We start from the raw sequence: 16,221 nt of genomic DNA, 5'->3' as shown, positions 1-16,221 counted from the left end.
TTTGGGCGCCGTTCTTGCATGCTTGGGGCTCCTGTCTTTTCCAACGCTTCCTATCCATTCATGACCTTCGAATCGAATCGCCATCCGCTGGCCGCCATTGCCGTGGCCCTGGCCGCGCTGTGTGCCGCGGGCGCGGCGCAAGCGCAGTCCTTCAACGCCGTTGCGCCCACGCCCGCGCAGGTGCGCCCGGCGGTGGATCAGGCCTACACGCAGCTCATGGCCGCGCCGCAGATCCAGAAACTGCTGGAGGCGGTCAAGGCCGACCACGAGCGTTCGATCGAAGACCTGAAGATGCTCACCGAGATCGAGGCGCCGCCCTTCAAGGAGCAAAAGCGCGCCGAAGCCTTCCTGGCCCGCCTGAAGGCGCTGGGCCTGGCCGACGCGAAGATCGACGCCGAGGGCAATGCCATCGGCATCCGCAAGGGCAGCGGCAACGGCCCGAAGCTGATCATCTCGGCCCACCTCGACACCGTGTTCCCGGCCGGCACCGACGTGAAGGTGAAGGAGCGCGACGGCAAGCTGCATGCGCCCGGCATCTCCGACGACACGCGTGGCCTGGCGGTGCTGCTGTCATGGCTCAAGGTGCTCAACGACAACAAGATCCGGACCGTGGGCGACCTCGTCTTCGTGGGCAACGTGGGCGAAGAGGAACTGGGCAACCTGCGCGGCATCAAGCACATCTTTGCCGAGCATCGCGACATCGACGGCATGGTGGGGCTGGAGCCCGTGCCGGACGGCGGCGTGCTCATCCTGGGCACGGGCAGCCATCGCTACGAATTCAACTTCAAGGGGCCGGGCGGCCACAGCTTCGGCGCCTTCGGCGAGGTGCCCAGCGCCATCCACGGCATGGGCCGTGCGATTGCCAAGATCGCCGACATCCACACGCCGAGCGACCCCAAGACCACCTTCACCGTGGGCACCGTGTCGGGCGGCACCTCGGTCAACACCATTGCGCCGGACGCCAGGATGGCGGTGGACATCCGCTCCAACCAGATGGCGCCGCTGCTGGAGACCGAGAAGAAGGTGCTGGCCGCCGTCGACCAGGCGGTGGCGGAAGAGAACAAGCGCTGGAACGTGAACACGCTGTCGGTGAGCAACAAGCTCATCGGCGACCGGCCCGGCGGCATGACGCCGGCCGATTCGGTCATCGTCGAGGCGGCGGTGCGGGCCAACACCGCCTTCGACCGCAAGAGCGTGCTGACCGGCGCCAGCACCGATGCCAACGTGCCCATGTCGCTGGGGGTGCCGGCCATCATCATCGGCGGCGGCGGCAAGACCGGCGGCTTTCACGCGCTGAGCGAGTGGATCGACCTGACCGACGCATGGAAGGGCGCCCAGAGCTCGCTGGTGACGGTGCTGGGGTTGGTGGGGGTGGAGGGCGTGTCGCAGCCCTTGCTGGAGAAGCGGCCGCCGCGGGCGCGCTGAGGCGGCTCAGGCGTGGTGGCTCAGATCACGCCTTCGAACACCATCACATCCACTTCGTCGCCCGCCGCGACGTTGCCTTGCTCATGGTGCAGCACCACAAGCCCGTTGGCCTGCACCATAGAGCTGAGCACGCCGGAGCCCTGGTTGCCCGCGATGCTCACCTGCGGCATCTGGCCCGGCACCGGCTGCACGAAGCCGCGCTGGTATTCGGTGCGGCCCGGCTTCTTGCGGATGGCCATGGTGCTCCTGGCGCGCAGCAGGGGCGGCGGCGTGCTGGCGGCTTCGTTGCAGCCCATCATGCGAAGCAGGGCGGGGCGCACGAAGGCCAGGAAGGTGACCATCACCGCCACCGGGTTGCCCGGCAGGCCGAACAGCACGGCGTTGCCTTGTGGTTCCTTCGAGTCACTCTTCGGGATGAGGCCCACCGCCATCGGCCGGCCCGGCCGCATGGCGACGCGCCAGAAGGCCATGTCGCCCAGGCGCTGCATCACCGCGCGGGTGTGGTCGGCTTCGCCCACGCTCACGCCGCCGCTGGTGATGATGGCGTCGGCCTCGTTGGCGGCGCGTTGCAGCGTGGCTTGCAGTGTGGCGGGGTCGTCGCGCACCAGGCCCAGGTCGATGACGTCGCAGCCCAGGCGGCGCAGCAGGCCGAACACGGTGTAGCGGTTGCTGTCGTACACCGCGCCTTCGCGCGGCGGCTCGCCCACGCTCAGGATCTCGTCGCCGGTGGAGAAGTAGGCCACGCGCAGGCGGCGCAGCACCGGCACGCGGGCCAGGCCCAGGCTGCCGGCCATGCCAAGCGCCGCGGGCGTGAAGCGGTCGCCGCGGCGCAGCGCGGGCTCGCCCTGGCGCAGGTCCTCGCCCATCAGGCGGCGGTTGTCGCCGCGCTTGAGCGCCTTGGCCGGGAAGCGCACGGTGTCGCCGTCCACGCTGCAGAACTCCTGCGGAATGACGGTGTCGAGCTCGGCGGGCATCACGGCGCCGGTCATGATCTTCACGGCTTCGCCCGTGCCCACGCTGCCGCGCCAGGCGGCGCCGGCCAGGGCGGTGGCGATCACGCGCAACTCGATGTCCTGGTCAGGGGCCGCGGCTTGCAGCACGGCGCCGTCGAAGGCAAAGCCGTCCATGGCCGAGTTGTCGTGCGGCGGCACGCTGAAGGGCGAGATGATGTCCTCGCCCAGCACACGGTCCAGCGCGTCGAACAGCGCGGCTTCTTCCTGCTGCGTCACCACGGCGGGCTGCACCAGTTGCGCGAGGAACGACTGGACGCCGTCGACGCCCAGGGCCTTGGGGTCGTAGCCGGCCAACTGCGCGGCGATTTCTTCGATGCGGCTCATGGGTGTGGTCGAGGGCTCAGGGCGTGGTGCGCTGGCGTTCCAGCGCATGCAGTTCGGCCAGGGTGTTGGCGTTGAAGAAGGCCTCGCGCGCATCGCCTTCGCGGTCGAAGGGCACCTGCACGGTGTGGTGGGTGGCCGTCCAGGCGTCGATCTTGCGGCCACCGGCCTGGGTGAAGCGCACCAGGCTTTCCAGCAGGTCGGCGCGCAGCAGGCAGAACACCGGCTGCGTGCGCATCTGCACGCTGCCGTCTTCCTGCGGCTCGGCACCGCAGGCCATGGCGATCTCGGCGTCTTCCCGCGCCAGTGCCTCGGCCATGCGATGGGCCAGGTCGAGCGGGAACAGCGGCGTGTCGCAGGGCACGGTGAGCAGGTAGGGCGTCTCGCAGCGCTCCAGCCCCACCAGGAAGCCGGCCAGCGGCCCGGCATAGTCGGCCAGGCCGTCGGGCCAGACCGGGGAGCCGAAGGACTCGTACGCGGACAGGTTGCGGTTGGCGTTGACCATCGTCTGGCCCACCTGCGGCCCAAGGCGCAAGAGTGCGTGCAGCGCCAGCGGCGTGCCGTTGAAGTTCTGCAGGCCCTTGTCCACGCCGCCCATGCGCGATCCGCGCCCGCCGGCGAGCACCAGGCCGGTGATGTCCTCGTGTGTGATTGGCATTGGTTTCTTGTGGGGAGGCTGCATCAGCCTCCGATGTAGCTCATCTCGACGCGGCGCGCGCCGGGCGTGGCGCTGTCGTCCGGCGCGCGCTGGCCGCGCAGCTCGGAATAGCGGTCGGCCCGGCCCTGCCAGATGTGGGCGATGGCCGACGAAATGTCCTCGTCGCTGGCCTGCTGCTCGCGCAGCAGCGGCCGCAGGTCGTGTCCGCCGTGGGCGAACAGGCACAGGTAGAGCTTGCCCTCAGTGGACAGGCGCGCGCGCGTGCAGTCGCGGCAGAAGGCCTGCGTCACGCTGCTGATGACGCCGACTTCGCCCAGCGACGGGTCGTGCGCGCCGTCGGCACCGGCATAGCCCCAGCGCTGCGCGGTTTCGCCGGGCGCGGTGGCTTCCAGCGGCACCAGCGGAAATTCTTCGGCAATGCGCCGCACCACCTCCGACGAGGGCAGCACTTCGTCCATGCGCCAGCCGTTGGTGGCGCCCACGTCCATGTACTCGATGAAGCGCAGCACCATGCCCGTGCCGCGAAAGCGCCGCGCCATGGGCAGGATCTCGTTCTCGTTGGTGCCGCGCTTGACCACCATGTTGACCTTGATCGGCCCCAGGCCTGCCGCATGCGCCGCGTCCAGCCCGGTGAGCACCTGCGCCACCGGAAAGTCCACGTCGTTCATGCTGCGGAACACCGCGTCGTCCAGCCCGTCCAGGCTGACGGTGACGCGCTGCAGGCCCGCATCCTTCAGCGCCTTGGCCTTGCGCGCCAGCAGCGAGCCGTTGGTGGTCAGCGTCAGGTCCAGCGGCTGGCCGTCGGGCGTGCGCAGCGCGGCCAGTTGCTCGATGAGCAGCTCGATGTTCTTGCGCAGCAGCGGCTCTCCGCCGGTCAGGCGGATCTTGTGCACGCCGTGCGAGGCGAAGATGCGCGCCAGCCGCGTGATCTCCTCGAAGCTCAGCAGCGCGCTGTGCGGCAGGTAGGGGTAGTCCTTGTCGAAGACTTCCTTGGGCATGCAGTAGCTGCAGCGGAAGTTGCAGCGGTCGGTCACGCTGATGCGCAGGTCGGTCAGCGGCCGGCCCAGGCGGTCGAGCAGGCTGCCGCTGCCGGCCACCCTGGGCAGGGAATCCAGGCGCAGCGGGCGGCCCACGGCGCTGAGGGGAACACGGACTTCGGACGACATGATTGGGGCCAATTTAGCGCAACGGGGCTGCCCTGGCGCTGACCGAGGTCAAGTGCGCGAGGCCCGCGCCGGCTGGCGCTGGTAGCCGTCGAACTGCAGCATGAGCTCGGCCACCTGCGCATCGCCCAGGCCCGCGGCCAGGAAAGTGCGCAGCACATCGGCCACCGTGCTGGACAGCGGCAGCGCCACGCGGTGGGCCTGGGCCAGCGCCTGCACGCCTTCCATGTCCTTGACCATGTTGCGCATGGCGCCGGTGGGCGGTGCCTGGCGGGCGGCCATCTGCGGGCCGAATTCCTGCAGGGCGGCGCTGTCGGCGCGGCCGCCGGCCAGGGCTGCGGGCAGCTTGCTCGCATCCACGCCGCCGGCCTCGGCCAGGCGCACCGCCTCGGCCACCGCCTGGTTGTTGAGCGCGCACAGCACCTGGTTGACCAGCTTGGTGGTCTGGCCGGCGCCCGAGGGGCCCATGTGGGTGTAGTTGGCGCACAGGTCGCGCATCAGCTCGTGGGCATGGGCCACGGCCTCGGCGGTGCCGCCGGCCATGACGGTGAGCTTGCCTATCACCGCCTTGGGCGCACCGCCGGACAGGGGCGCGTCCACCCATTCGGCACCGCAGCGCTCGGTCAGCATCTGCGCCAGGCGGCGCGTGGCCGGCGGGTTGATGGAGGACATGTCGATCAGCACGGCCGAGGCGTCCATGCCCTGCGCGGCGCCGCGGGTACCGAACACCGCGTCTTCGACGATCTCCACGCTGTTCAGGCTGGTGATGACGAATTCGCTGCCCTGGGCGGCCTCGGCGGCCGAGGTACAGGCGATGCCGCCGCGCTCCACCAGGGGCTTGAGCTTTTCAGGGCTGCGGGTGTGCAGGCGCACCGTGTGGCCGCAATCCAGAAAGCGCTGCGCCACGGCGGTGCCGATCATGCCGACGCCGATGATGGCGACGGTGCGGGGGGTCTTCGCTTGCACTTCAGCCATGCTTGACCGCCACGGTCTTGAGGGTGGTGAAGCCGTACAGCGCCTCGAAACCCTTCTCGCGGCCGTAGCCGGAGGACTTCACGCCGCCGAAGGGCAGTTCCACGCCGCCGCCGGCGCCGTAGTTGTTGATGAAGATCTGGCCGCTGCGAAGGCGCTTGGCCATGCGGAACTGGCGCGCGCCGTTCTCGGTCCACACGCCGGCCACCAGGCCGAACTGGGTGGCATTGGCCAGCTCGACGGCCTGGTCCTCGTCGGCGAACTGCATCGCGGCCAGCACCGGGCCGAACACTTCCTCCTGCGCCAGCCGGTGGTTCACCGGCACGTCGCGCAACAGGGTGGGGGCCTGGTAGAAGCCGGTCTCGGGCGCCTCGTCCACCACGGTGCCTTGCGCCACCATGGGAATGCCGGCGGCATGCGCGTCGCTCAGGAAGTCCCACACGCGCTGCTGCTGCGACTGGCGGATCAGCGGGCCCACGTCCAGGTCCATGGCGGCCGGACCCACGCGCAGCGCCTCGAAGGCCTTGCCCAGGCGATCGAGCAGGGGCTCGTAGATGCCGCGCTCGATCAGCACGCGCGAGCCGGCCGAGCAGGTCTGGCCGGCGTTCTGCACGATGGCATTGATCAGCACCGGAATGGCCGCGTCGATGTCGGCATCGGCAAAGATGATCTGCGGGCTCTTGCCGCCCAGCTCCAGCGTCACCGGGCAGTGGCGCTCGGCCGCCACCTGCTGGATCAGCGTGCCCACGCGCGGGCTGCCGGTGAAGCTGATGTGGTCGATGCCGGGGTGGCGCGCCAGCGCGTCGCCCACCTCGTGGCCGTAGCCCGTCACGATGTTGATGGCCCCGGCCGGAAAGCCCACCTCGGCCGCCAGCTGCGCCACGCGGATGAGCGACAGGCAAGCGTCTTCGGCCGGCTTGACCACGCAGGCATTGCCCGCGGCCAGGGCGCCGCCCACGCTGCGGCCGAAGATCTGCATGGGGTAGTTCCAGGGAATGATGTGGCCCGTCACCCCGTGCGGCTCGCGCCAGGTGAAGACGCTGTAGCCGTCCTGGTAGGGAATGGTCTCGCCGTGCAGCTTGTCGCAGGCGCCGGCATAGAACTCGAAATAGCGCACCAGGGCCAACGCGTCGGCGCGGGCCTGCTTCACCGGCTTGCCGCAGTCGCGCTGCTCCAGCAGGGCCAGCTCGTCGGCATGGGCGGCGATTTTCTGGGACAGCTTCATCATCAGCCGGCCGCGCTCGGCCGCGCTCACCTTGTGCCAGGTGGTGTCGAAGCAGTCGCGCGCGGCGCGAACGGCGGCGTCGATGTCCTGCGCGTTGCTGCGCTGCAGCTCGTCGAAAGGCTGCCCGTCGGAGGGATCCAGCACCGGCAGGGTCTTGCCTGAGGAAGACAGTACGTTTGAATTGCCAATGAAATTGAGTTGCATGGCCCGATTGTGCGCGAGCCCGTGGGGCGGGCGCCTGGGCGGGGCCTTGGGGCAGAATTTCGCCCGATGCCTGAAATTCGCCGCCTGACCGCCGCCGACGCGCCCGCCAACCGCGACCTGATGCTGGAGGCCTACGAAAGGCATCCCGAGGCCTTCACCAGCAGCCCCTCCGAATACGTGAACGCGCCCATGACGCGGTGGGTCGACCGCCTGCCGCCGGGCGACAACCCGCACAGCCTGGTGCTGGGTGCCTTCGACGATGCCGGCCGGCTCGTGGGCGTGGCGGGCCTGTCGGTCGAGGACAAGATCAAGGCCCGGCACAAGGGCACCCTGTTCGGCATGTACGTGGTGCCTGAGGCGCGCGCCCAGGGCCTGGGCGAGCAGCTGGTGCAGGGCGTGCTGGCTGCGGCGCGGGCCAGGCCCGAGCTGCGCACGGTCAAGCTCACGGTCACCAAGGGCAACGATGCGGCGCAGGCGCTGTACGCGCGCTGCGGGTTCCAGGTGTTTGGCGAAGAGCCGATGGCGGTGCAGGTGGACGGGCGCTTCTATGCCAAGGTCCACATGTGGTGTGACTTGCGGGCGATGGAAGGCTAGTTCGCTGCGGCTGCGGCATTGGCCCGCGCGCAGAGCTCGGCGCAAGCCTGCATCAGTTCGTCGAAGCCCATCGCATTGCCGACCATGACTTCGTCTTCGAGCATCTGCGCGTAGTCTGCCGAGAGCGCGTCGCGCGCCGGGCCTTGGGGCACGATCTGCAATTCGCCTCGGACCGCTGCGGCGTAGTCGATGATTTCGCCGCCAGCTTTCTTCTCGCTGAAGAAGTGCGACTTGTGTTCGGCGACAGCCTGGGCGACTTCTCGATCCCGCAGGACTGTGTCGAAGTGGGCGCTGCGCATGATGGCGGCCAGGTCGTGCCAGTGCCGTGAATACCGTTCGCCGCGGATCCGGCCTTGGGCGCAGTAGACATGCGTGGCCGTCGCCTTTTCCCAGAAGGTGCGCGCGACGCTCATCACCACTGGCGTAGCGACGGGGAAGCTCACGCCATCGACGTGCCCCGCCATGTCGCATGCTATCGGCACGGGCTGGCGTGGTTCGCCGGTTGCGCGGCCGCCGAATTCCAGGGCGATGACGGGCTGCACATAGCCGGTGCCTTGCTTGATGGCCGGATAGCGCAGCAGCAGCTTGTCCTGTTCAGCGCCGGCCATTTCCAGCGTGGCGTCGAGCTTCGATCGCTCCAGCGCGGACCGAAGAAGTGGCATGACGTCGTTCTCGATCCAGCCGGGCAGCCGATCCCGAACGGCCTTGGTCCACTTGGCGCTCTGGCTTCGGCTGGTAGGCAGAAATTGCTCCCCGCCGGTGAGATCTGCGATGAGCTTGCGGATGTCGAAGGTGAGGTCGATGTCCTCGGAAAAGCGATCGATGATCCGGTGGGCCTTCGACAGGGATGTACCGCCCTTGAACGTCAGGTCGGCCGCCAGGGGAGAGGCCGAGCCGAACAGGGCGCCGAGCGTCCACACGACCCAGACATCCTTTTCGAGCAGATGCGTCGGACGGCCCGTGTTCTCGCGGGCCTGCTCGAGTACTTCGCCCTGGTCCTGCCTGGAAAGCGCGAAGAAGGACTCAGGCACGAACGGCTTCCTCGCCGATCGCCTTGGCCATCCACGATGGCAGCGTGGCGCGTGCCGAAATCAAGGTCTGCCATTCTGCGGTGGGCAAGGTGCGATGGAGGGCGGCCAGCGACCTGGCCACGTGGGCAGGTCCCATCCACGCGAGCGCGCGCACGGCAGCCCCTGCCGGCCCGGCGCCCAAGGCCAGCATCCAACGTGGTGCGTGCCTGACCGTGACCTCCGAGCGGCCGAGCTTGAGCTTGCGCGTTCGCCCGGAGGTCAGGTAGACCTCCCGGATCGGCACCTGTTGCGTGAGGCCCAGTGCGTTGGCTGCATTGGCCCCATGCGGCGTCACGACTTCTCCGCTCTGGCTGGCCAGCGCCTCCACGACCTTTTCCGGAGCGGGCGCACGGGTTCCGAAGCGGCCGGATACCGGCATCACATAGGTGCCGCGCGCGGCACGCAGCAGCTTGCCTCCCTTGGTGAGCCTGGACAACGCCTGATCGACGGCCGCGCGGCTCCCGAGGTGCAGGAATTCCTTGGGCGAGAGCACGCCCCCCTCGGGCAGGGACTGGGCATGCGCCAGGATTGAAGCGGGAAGCGTGCTCATGGTCTTGGATATGATGTCAGAATATTATCACTGTTTCTGACAATTCGGGCGCACCAAAGATTCCACCGAAAAACACAGACCAAGAGAATTGAAGGCCTACAGGTGCCGCGTCTCGCCGGGCGCGTTCCACCACGCGTTGTTGCGCCCGTCCGAGTAGTGCACCGGTGCGGCGATGAGCTCCTGCGGCTCCGCGTCGTCCAGCGTGCCCAGTTGCACCGACACGTAGTCGCCGCCGATCTGCTCGATGTAGCCCCGGCCGAAGGGGCGCACGCCGCAGTGCTTGCAGAAGAGGTGGTGGCAGCTCTCGGTGCCGAACTGGTAGTCGCTCAGGGCTTCCTCGCCGGCCAGCAGGCGGAAGTCCCCGGGCTTGATGGTGGCGCCCCAGTTGCGGGTCTTGGTGCAGATGCTGCAGTTGCACTTGCCGGTGCCGGCCGCCAGGTCGATGTCGGCTTCGTAGCGGACGGCGCCGCAGTGGCAGCTGCCGTGGTAGGTCTTTTTCATGCCGGGGTCTCCTTGAATGATGTGTGCGGCTGCTTGGCAGCGCGATCATGATCATCCGGCCGGCCTCCTGACAACGCCCTGTCAGGAGCCTGGCATGAGGTGCCGCGGTGGGCTTCAGCCCATCGCCAGGCGGTTGCCGGCCCCGGGGGCGGCGCGGCGCGCGCCGTCCGGCCCGTAGAAGAGCTGGCCGCTGGCGCGCAGGAAGCGCAGTGCATTCTGCGTGAAATCCAGGTGGGTGAAGACGATCGACGCATTGCGGCGGTTGCCGGCCTGGGCCTGGGCCGCCAGGTCGAGCAGATGCGTCCAGGCCGCCTGCACTTCCTCGCCCTGGGCGGCGGCTGCCGCATCGGCGCCGGCGCGCCCGGCCGCGAAGCCCAGCGCCTGCTGCAGGGCTTCGCGCTGATGGTCCAGCTCGGTCACGCGCTTTTGCATGTCGGCCTTGCGGCTGGTGATGGCGGGCAGCTCGGAAAAGCGGCCGCCGACCATGGCCTGCTCCTCCTGGCCGAGCACGGCGATGAACTGCTCGATGGCCGCGCTTTCCGCACGCAGCTGTTGCAGCAATGCGCTCATGACGGCTTCTTCCCGTTCAGCAGGTCGCGCACGCTGTCGATCAGGCCGTCGGCGATGCGCTCCGGGTTGACCTGGTAGCGGCCGGCCCGGATGTCTTCGCGGATGGCGGCCACGCGGGCCGCATCGAAGTCGCTGCCGCCGGCCACGCTGGGCAGCAGGCGGACCTGGCCGGAGGCGGCGGCCTCCTTGGGGGACGATGCGGCGTCGGCGGGGGCCGCGGTGGCACTGCCGCCCTTGGCGGGGCGGGTGAAGAGAACGGCCGGCGGGGCAGGTGGATCGATTTTCAAGATGGTTCCTAGAGGGCTGCCCCTTTTATCGGCAGCCTTTGGCGAAAATTTAGGGAGCGCCTACTGGGCCAGCCGGATCTGCCCCTCCTGGTCGGCAATGCCGCTCACCAGGCGCCCGTCGCGCGTCTTGGCCTGCACGGTGGCGCCCACCTCGGCGCGGGTCATGGCGCGGCCCTCGGTGCTCACCGAAAAGCCCGCGCCCTGCGCCACCACCTTCACCGTCTGCCCCTGCTGGATGACGACCGTGCCGCGCAGCAGCTCCTTGCGCAGCGGCGCACCGGCGGCGATGCGGTTGGCCGACACCACGCCATGCAGGGCCGAGGGGTCCGTCACCACCGAGCGGGGCAGGGCGGCCAGGTCGCCACGGCGTTCGCTGATGTCCGCCGGGCCCAGCGGCTGGCCGGCTTCGATGGGTTGCGCCGCGACGTAGTAGCGGCCCTGCACGCCGACATAAGCCTGCACGAAGCGCTTCCAGGGGGCCGGCGACACGCAGCGCAGGCCGATCGAGATGCGCCCGCGCAGTTCGGTGCCCGGCGCCAGGAAGGCCTCGGGCGCGTCGCAGGGCGGCAGGTTGCGCGCGGCCAGCAACTGCAGGGAGATCTCGCCGGGCAGGCCCCTGGACTGGGTCTGCACCAGGCGTTCGATGGCCAGCCGGCTGGCCTCGGGCAGCGGTTCGGCCGGCTGGCCGGCCACGGCCGCGCCCGGACCGGCAACCACGGCCATGGTCGCCACGGCAAGTGCCAGGCGGCGAATCTGAATACGAAGCGTGTAGTCGTGCATTGGGACCCCGGGGTCGGTGCGGTCATTCTAGGAATGCAGCCCCGCGCCGGAAGTGATGAAGTGCAGGCCAAACCCCCCGCTGTTCGGCCCATTGCGAACGCGCCTCGTGCATAGACTTGCTTTCCATCTGTCGCCAGCCCCCGCCGGGTGTGGCGTCGCCAAAAGGATGGAGCTTTCATGATCGACAAGCTGGATGCGGCGCTGGGCTTTCAGCGCGAGGCGCTCAACCTGCGCGTGCAGCGCCAGGAGGTGCTGGCCGCCAACATCGCCCACGCCGACACGCCCAACTACAAGGCGCGCGACTTCGACTTCGCCAGCCGCCTGAGCCAGGCGGTGGAGCAGGGCCGCAGGTCGGATTCCTTCTCGCTGTCCACCACCTCCGCGCGCCACCTGGCCGGGCAGGCCGCCAGCATGCCCGACCACGACCTGCTGTATCGCGTGCCTTCGCAGTCGAGCATCGACGGCAACACGGTGGAAATGGATGCCGAGCGCGTCAACTTCGCCGACAACGCGCTGCGCTACGAATCCAACCTGACGGTGCTGGGTTCCAAGATCAAGACGCTGCTGGCCGCCGTGCAGCAATAACAAAGCAAGGACCCAGGCCCCATGCCCATGAACATCTTCCACGTTGCCGGCTCCGCCATGGCGGCGCAGTCGCAGCGCATGAACGTCACGGCCAGCAACATGGCCAACGCCGACAGCGTGGCCGGCCCCGACGGCCAGCCCTACCGCGCCAGGCAGGTGGTCTTCCAGGTGGATGCCGACTCGCGCGACGACGTGGGCGGCGTGCGCGTGGCCTCGGTGGTGGAGGATGCCTCGCCCCTGCGCACCGTGTACGACCCGAAGAACCCGCATGCCAATGCCGAGGGCTATGTGAGCCTGCCCAACGTGAACGTGGTGGAGGAGATGACCAACATGATCTCCGCATCGCGCAGCTACCAGGCCAACGTCGAGGTGCTCAACACCGCCAAGACGCTGATGGTCAAGACGCTCAGCGTCGGGCAGTAGCGGCCCGGCCGTCCCTTTTTCAGATCACCTGTTTCAACGCCCGCCGTGAGCGCGGGCCCGAGGAGCCTTTTTCGTCATGGCCGTCAGCGACACCACTTCCGCCGCATCCGCTGCCTCCGCCAACGCGGCGGCAGCGGCCATGGGCAACGCCACCTCCAGCGCCGACATCGAGCAGCGCTTTCTCAAGCTGCTGGTGACGCAGCTCAACAACCAGGATCCGCTCAACCCCATGGAAAACGCCGAGCTCACTTCGCAGCTGGCGCAGATGAGCACGGTGAGCGGCATCGAGAAGCTCAACAGCGCCCTGTCGGGCCTGGTGAGCCAGAGCAGCGCCAGCCAGGTGCTGCAGGCCGCCTCGATGATCGGCTACTCGGTGCTCTCGCCGGGCAACGAGCTGACCGTGTCCAAGGACCAGGCGGCCGTGCCCTTTGCGGTGGAGCTGCCGTCGTCCGCCTCCGATGTGAAGGTGGTCGTCACCGACGCCGCCGGCAAGACCGTCCGCACCATGGAGCTGGGCACCCTGCCTTCGGGCGTGAACGGCGTCACCTGGGACGGCAAGAACGACGCCGGCGATGCCGTGGCCGAGGGCAGCTACCGCTACAGCGTGGTGGCCGCCAACGGCGGCGTGGCGGTCAACGCCACGGCGCTGAGCTTCTCGCAGGTGGCGGCCGTCAAGCAAAGCGGCGGCAGCGTGGCGCTGGAGCTCACGGCCGGCCGAAGCATCGGCCTGGCGGACGTGCGCATGTTCCTCTGAGGCCGCGCCGCTTCTCATTTCTTCTCCCGAACCGAACAGAACAGAACCCAAGGAACCACACATGAGCTTCTCCCAGGGCATCAGCGGCCTGTCGGCCGCCGCCGCGAACCTCGACGTCATCGGCAACAACATCGCCAACTCCGGCACCATCGGCTTCAAGTCGGCCGCCGCCACCTTTGCGGACGTGTACGCCGGCTCGCGCGTCGGGTTGGGCGTTGCGGTGTCGGGCGTGGTGCAGAACTTCGCGCAGGGGTCGGTGCAGTCCAGCTCGCGTCCGCTGGACGTGGCCATCCTCAACGGCGACGGGTTCTTCCGCCTGGCCAGCGAAAGCGGCGAGGTCATGTACTCGCGCAACGGCCAGTTCACCCGCGACAAGGACGGCTTCATCGTCAACTCGGCCGGCCTGCGCCTGACGGGCTACGGCGTGTCGGCCAACGGCACCATCAACGGCGGCACGCCCGGCGCGCTGCAGATCCAGACGGCGGCGATGAACCCGAACGCCACCACCGCGATCGACGCGCAGTTCAACCTCGATTCGCGCAGCGTGACCCCCACGGCCACGCCCTTCGACGCCAACGACTCGAGCACCTACAACTATTCGAACGCGCTCGGCCCCATCTACGACTCGCTGGGCAATCCGCACGAGCTGGGCGCCTTTTTCGTGAAGACGGGCGCGGGCACCTGGGACGTGTACGCCACTGCGGACGGTGCGCCGCTCAACGGCGGCGCGGCCATCAGCACGCTGAGCTTCGACGCCAACGGCAACATGACCGCGCCGGCCAGCGGCGGCTTCAACATCGCCGGGCTGACCTTCCCCAACGGCTCGGCGCCGCTGAACATGGCCGTGGACCTGCGCGGCACCACCCAGTTCGGCAACGTGAACGCCGTGAACAAGCTGGGCCAGGACGGCTACACCTCCGGCCAGCTCACGTCCTTCTCGATCAACGAGGACGGCACCATCACCGGCAAGTACTCCAACGAGCAGACCAAGCTGCTCGGCCAGGTGGTGCTCTCTTCCTTCGCCAACCCCAACGGCCTGGAGCCCAAGGGCGACAACGTGTGGGCCGAGACGCTGGCCTCGGGCCAGCCGCTCACCGGCACGCCGGGCGCGGGCACCAAGCAGGGGGCGCTGGCCTCGGGCGCGCTGGAGTCCTCCAACGTGGACCTGACCTCCGAGCTGGTCAACCTCATCGTCGCGCAGCGCACCTACCAGGCCAACGCGCAGACGGTGAAGACGCAGGACCAGGTCATGCAGACCCTGATGAACATCCGCTGAGCGGACCGGACAGGAGCGCGCAGTGGATCGCATGCTGTACGTCGCCATGAGCGGCGCCAAACAGGCCATGGAGCAGCAGGCCGTGGTGGCCCACAACATGGCGAACGTGTCGACGCCCGGCTTCCGGGCGCAGGTCAACGCCTTCCGCGCGGTGCCGGTGGTGGGCGAAGAGGCGCGCACCCGCGCCTTCGTGGTGGCCACCACGCCCGGTGCCGACTTCCGCCATGGCCAGCTCACCGACACCGGCCGCGCGCTGGACGTGGCGGTGCAGGGCGAGGGCTGGCTGGCGGTGCAGGCCGCCGACGGCAGCGAGGCCTACACCCGCGTGGGCAACCTGCAGGTGGGCGCCGACGGGCAGCTGCTCACCATGGGCGGCCTGCCGGTGCTGGGCGATGCCGGCCCGATGGCCGTGCCGCCGGGCGCCGAGGCGCAGGTGGGGGCCGACGGCCTGGTCACCGCGCGCGGCATGGGCGACCCGCTCACCGGCGTGGGCGACGTGGGCCGGCTCAAGCTGGTCAACCCGCCCACCACCGACCTGGTGCGCGGCGACGACGGCCTGTTCCGCATGCGCGATGGGCTGCCGCCCGCCGAAGCCGACCCGGCCGTGCGCCTGGTCAGCGGCGTGATCGAGGGCAGCAACGTGAACCCGGTCGAAGCGATGGTGGACATGATTTCCAACGCCCGCCGCTTCGAGCTGCAGATGAAGTCCATCCAGAGCGCCAACGAAGGCGCGCAATCGGCCAACAAGCTGCTCGCCTACGGCTGAGCAGCAACCCCCAACAACGAGAGAAATCCTTTCCCATGATCCGTTCCCTCAGCATTGCCAAGACCGGCCTGGACGCGCAGCAGACGCAGCTGGACGTCGTCTCCAACAACCTGGCCAACGTCGGCACCACCGGCTTCAAGCGCAGCCGCGCGGTGTTCGAAGACCTGATGTACCAGAACCTGCGCCAGGTGGGCGGCCAGACCTCGGACCAGACGCGCCTGCCTTCGGGCCTGCAGGTGGGCACCGGCGTGCGCGTGGTGGCCACCGAGCGCATTCATGCGCAGGGCAACCTCACCAAGACCGAGAACCCGAAGGACGTGGCCATCAACGGCCAGGGCTTCTTCCAGATCCAGATGCCCGACGGCACCACCGCCTACACGCGCGACGGCTCCTTCCAGGCCGACGCCGATGGCCAGCTGGTGACCGCCAGCGGCTTTCTCATCCAGCCGGCCATCACGCTGCCGCAGAACACCACCAGCCTCACCATCGGCCGCGACGGCATGGTGTCGGTCACGCAGGCGGGCAGCAGCAACACGGTGCAGGTGGGGCAGCTGCAGCTGGCGACCTTCCTGAACCCGACCGGCCTGCAGAGCCTGGGCGAGAACCTGTATGCCGAAACCGATTCGTCCGGCGCGCCCAACCAGGTGAACCCGGGCGTGGACGGCGCGGGCATCCTGAGCCAGGGCTATGTGGAAGCGTCCAACGTGAACGTGGTGGAAGAGCTGGTCAACATGATCGCCACCCAGCGCTCCTACGAGATCAACAGCAAGGCGGTGCAGGCGTCGGACCAGATGCTGCAGCGGCTGTCTCAGCTATGAGCCTTGTCAGGCGGCTCCTCGCTTCGCTGGCGGCGCTGCTCGCGGTCGGCTGCACGCAGATTCCGCGCGAGCCGATCACGCAGCAGCCGATGACGGCCCGCGCCGACGCGCAGATGGCCGCACGCGGCCAGTCCCGCAGCGGCTCCATCTTCCTGGGGGGTGGGCGCAGCAACGGCCTGTTCGAGGACAACCGCCCGCGCAACGTGGGCGACATCCTCACCATCGTCATCGCCGAGCGCATGAACGCCACCAAGACCTCGGGCGCA

20 protein-coding genes are annotated in these 16,221 nt (G+C 68.9%); 9 read left to right on the top strand and 11 right to left on the bottom strand.

What is annotated here, in order from left to right; translation table 11 throughout:
* Nucleotides 1-60: 60 nt before the first annotated feature.
* Nucleotides 61-1,425: a M20/M25/M40 family metallo-hydrolase gene (locus VSO01S_RS03295; RefSeq protein ID WP_068640371.1), complete on the top strand. Its 1,365-nt coding sequence runs from the start codon at nt 61-63 to the stop codon at nt 1,423-1,425.
* Nucleotides 1,426-1,445: 20 nt separating this feature from the next.
* Here VSO01S_RS03295 and moeA read toward each other — a convergent pair whose 3' ends face one another.
* Genes moeA through VSO01S_RS03270 form a run of 5 tightly spaced genes read right to left on the bottom strand, consistent with a single transcriptional unit; the run spans nt 1,446 to nt 6,981 of the window.
* A complete protein-coding gene (moeA, locus tag VSO01S_RS03290; RefSeq protein WP_068640370.1) occupies nt 1,446-2,762 on the bottom strand; it encodes a molybdopterin molybdotransferase MoeA in 1,317 nt (438 codons plus the stop codon).
* A 16-nt stretch (nt 2,763-2,778) separates the two neighbouring features.
* Nucleotides 2,779-3,417 (bottom strand): molybdenum cofactor guanylyltransferase MobA, encoded by a 639-nt coding sequence (gene mobA / locus VSO01S_RS03285; RefSeq protein ID WP_068640369.1) that lies wholly within the window; start codon nt 3,415-3,417, stop codon nt 2,779-2,781.
* Between the two features lie 23 nt (nt 3,418-3,440).
* Entirely contained in the window at nt 3,441-4,583 is a 1,143-nt protein-coding gene (gene moaA, locus VSO01S_RS03280) for a GTP 3',8-cyclase MoaA (RefSeq protein ID WP_084241657.1), read from the bottom strand.
* Nucleotides 4,584-4,631: 48 nt separating this feature from the next.
* The gene (locus VSO01S_RS03275) at nt 4,632-5,555 is read right to left on the bottom strand and encodes an NAD(P)-dependent oxidoreductase (protein ID WP_068640368.1); all 924 of its coding nucleotides are present in this window, start codon (nt 5,553-5,555) and stop codon (nt 4,632-4,634) included.
* Entirely contained in the window at nt 5,548-6,981 is a 1,434-nt protein-coding gene (locus VSO01S_RS03270) for an aldehyde dehydrogenase family protein (protein ID WP_068640367.1), read from the bottom strand. Before VSO01S_RS03270 ends, VSO01S_RS03275 begins: the two co-directional genes overlap by 8 nt.
* A gap of 66 nt (nt 6,982-7,047) precedes the next feature.
* Here VSO01S_RS03270 and VSO01S_RS03265 point away from each other — a divergent pair, with 66 nt between their 5' ends.
* Nucleotides 7,048-7,575 carry a GNAT family N-acetyltransferase gene (locus tag VSO01S_RS03265; RefSeq protein WP_068640366.1) on the top strand — a complete coding sequence of 176 codons (528 nt, stop codon included), beginning with the start codon at nt 7,048-7,050 and terminating at the stop codon, nt 7,573-7,575.
* Here the strand turns inward: VSO01S_RS03265 and VSO01S_RS03260 are convergent.
* From VSO01S_RS03260 to flgA, 6 genes are all read right to left on the bottom strand, one after another.
* Nucleotides 7,572-8,606, bottom strand: a complete 1,035-nt coding sequence (locus VSO01S_RS03260) for a nucleotidyl transferase AbiEii/AbiGii toxin family protein (RefSeq protein WP_068640365.1) — start codon at nt 8,604-8,606, stop codon at nt 7,572-7,574. The genes VSO01S_RS03265 and VSO01S_RS03260 overlap by 4 nt on opposite strands.
* Entirely contained in the window at nt 8,599-9,195 is a 597-nt protein-coding gene (locus VSO01S_RS03255; protein WP_068640364.1) for a DUF6088 family protein, read from the bottom strand. Before VSO01S_RS03255 ends, VSO01S_RS03260 begins: the two co-directional genes overlap by 8 nt.
* A gap of 96 nt (nt 9,196-9,291) precedes the next feature.
* On the bottom strand, nt 9,292-9,696 hold the full coding sequence (locus tag VSO01S_RS03250; RefSeq protein WP_068640363.1) for a GFA family protein: 405 nt from the start codon (nt 9,694-9,696) through the stop codon (nt 9,292-9,294).
* A 114-nt stretch (nt 9,697-9,810) separates the two neighbouring features.
* Nucleotides 9,811-10,266, bottom strand: a complete 456-nt coding sequence (locus tag VSO01S_RS03245) for a flagella synthesis protein FlgN (protein ID WP_153305119.1) — start codon at nt 10,264-10,266, stop codon at nt 9,811-9,813.
* On the bottom strand, nt 10,263-10,553 hold the full coding sequence (gene flgM / locus VSO01S_RS03240; protein ID WP_068640362.1) for a flagellar biosynthesis anti-sigma factor FlgM: 291 nt from the start codon (nt 10,551-10,553) through the stop codon (nt 10,263-10,265). Before flgM ends, VSO01S_RS03245 begins: the two co-directional genes overlap by 4 nt.
* A gap of 60 nt (nt 10,554-10,613) precedes the next feature.
* Complete coding sequence (flgA, locus tag VSO01S_RS03235) at nt 10,614-11,333, bottom strand: flagellar basal body P-ring formation chaperone FlgA (protein ID WP_084241656.1); 720 nt, start codon at nt 11,331-11,333, stop codon at nt 10,614-10,616.
* A 177-nt stretch (nt 11,334-11,510) separates the two neighbouring features.
* On the opposite strand from flgA, the gene flgB reads away from it, so the two are divergent.
* From flgB to VSO01S_RS03200, 7 genes are all read left to right on the top strand, one after another.
* Nucleotides 11,511-11,918: a flagellar basal body rod protein FlgB gene (gene flgB, locus VSO01S_RS03230; protein ID WP_068640361.1), complete on the top strand. Its 408-nt coding sequence runs from the start codon at nt 11,511-11,513 to the stop codon at nt 11,916-11,918.
* Nucleotides 11,919-11,945: 27 nt separating this feature from the next.
* Nucleotides 11,946-12,341, top strand: a complete 396-nt coding sequence (gene flgC / locus VSO01S_RS03225) for a flagellar basal body rod protein FlgC (protein ID WP_068640440.1) — start codon at nt 11,946-11,948, stop codon at nt 12,339-12,341.
* Nucleotides 12,342-12,417: 76 nt separating this feature from the next.
* On the top strand, nt 12,418-13,095 hold the full coding sequence (locus VSO01S_RS03220; protein WP_068640360.1) for a flagellar hook assembly protein FlgD: 678 nt from the start codon (nt 12,418-12,420) through the stop codon (nt 13,093-13,095).
* A gap of 61 nt (nt 13,096-13,156) precedes the next feature.
* Nucleotides 13,157-14,371, top strand: a complete 1,215-nt coding sequence (gene flgE, locus VSO01S_RS03215; protein ID WP_068640359.1) for a flagellar hook protein FlgE — start codon at nt 13,157-13,159, stop codon at nt 14,369-14,371.
* Nucleotides 14,372-14,393: 22 nt separating this feature from the next.
* Complete coding sequence (locus tag VSO01S_RS03210; protein WP_068640358.1) at nt 14,394-15,137, top strand: flagellar basal body rod protein FlgF; 744 nt, start codon at nt 14,394-14,396, stop codon at nt 15,135-15,137.
* A 35-nt stretch (nt 15,138-15,172) separates the two neighbouring features.
* Nucleotides 15,173-15,955: a flagellar basal-body rod protein FlgG gene (gene flgG, locus VSO01S_RS03205; protein WP_068640357.1), complete on the top strand. Its 783-nt coding sequence runs from the start codon at nt 15,173-15,175 to the stop codon at nt 15,953-15,955.
* A partial coding sequence (locus VSO01S_RS03200) for a flagellar basal body L-ring protein FlgH (RefSeq protein ID WP_174544703.1) occupies nt 15,952-16,221 on the top strand: 270 nt, incomplete at its 3' end. The genes flgG and VSO01S_RS03200, both read left to right, overlap by 4 nt.

It is taken from the genome of Variovorax soli NBRC 106424 (assembly GCF_001591385.1).
GTDB classification, from domain to species: Bacteria; Pseudomonadota; Gammaproteobacteria; order Burkholderiales; family Burkholderiaceae_C; genus Variovorax; species Variovorax soli.
This window is presented reverse-complemented; position numbering and strand designations above follow the sequence as displayed.

Coding starts and splice junctions, on each gene's coding strand:
- flgE (WP_068640359.1), top strand. CDS start 13,157: ATGAGCTTCTCCCAGGGCATCAGCGGCCTGTCGGCCGCCGCCGCGAAC.
- VSO01S_RS03220 (WP_068640360.1), top strand. CDS start 12,418: ATGGCCGTCAGCGACACCACTTCCGCCGCATCCGCTGCCTCCGCCAAC.
- VSO01S_RS03295 (WP_068640371.1), top strand. CDS start 61: ATGACCTTCGAATCGAATCGCCATCCGCTGGCCGCCATTGCCGTGGCC.
- VSO01S_RS03250 (WP_068640363.1), bottom strand. CDS start 9,696: ATGAAAAAGACCTACCACGGCAGCTGCCACTGCGGCGCCGTCCGCTAC.
- flgB (WP_068640361.1), top strand. CDS start 11,511: ATGATCGACAAGCTGGATGCGGCGCTGGGCTTTCAGCGCGAGGCGCTC.
- VSO01S_RS03275 (WP_068640368.1), bottom strand. CDS start 5,555: ATGGCTGAAGTGCAAGCGAAGACCCCCCGCACCGTCGCCATCATCGGC.
- flgC (WP_068640440.1), top strand. CDS start 11,946: ATGAACATCTTCCACGTTGCCGGCTCCGCCATGGCGGCGCAGTCGCAG.
- moaA (WP_084241657.1), bottom strand. CDS start 4,583: ATGTCGTCCGAAGTCCGTGTTCCCCTCAGCGCCGTGGGCCGCCCGCTG.
- VSO01S_RS03255 (WP_068640364.1), bottom strand. CDS start 9,195: ATGAGCACGCTTCCCGCTTCAATCCTGGCGCATGCCCAGTCCCTGCCC.
- VSO01S_RS03245 (WP_153305119.1), bottom strand. CDS start 10,266: ATGAGCGCATTGCTGCAACAGCTGCGTGCGGAAAGCGCGGCCATCGAG.
- moeA (WP_068640370.1), bottom strand. CDS start 2,762: ATGAGCCGCATCGAAGAAATCGCCGCGCAGTTGGCCGGCTACGACCCC.
- flgA (WP_084241656.1), bottom strand. CDS start 11,333: ATGCACGACTACACGCTTCGTATTCAGATTCGCCGCCTGGCACTTGCC.
- VSO01S_RS03265 (WP_068640366.1), top strand. CDS start 7,048: ATGCCTGAAATTCGCCGCCTGACCGCCGCCGACGCGCCCGCCAACCGC.
- VSO01S_RS03270 (WP_068640367.1), bottom strand. CDS start 6,981: ATGCAACTCAATTTCATTGGCAATTCAAACGTACTGTCTTCCTCAGGC.
- flgG (WP_068640357.1), top strand. CDS start 15,173: ATGATCCGTTCCCTCAGCATTGCCAAGACCGGCCTGGACGCGCAGCAG.
- mobA (WP_068640369.1), bottom strand. CDS start 3,417: ATGCCAATCACACACGAGGACATCACCGGCCTGGTGCTCGCCGGCGGG.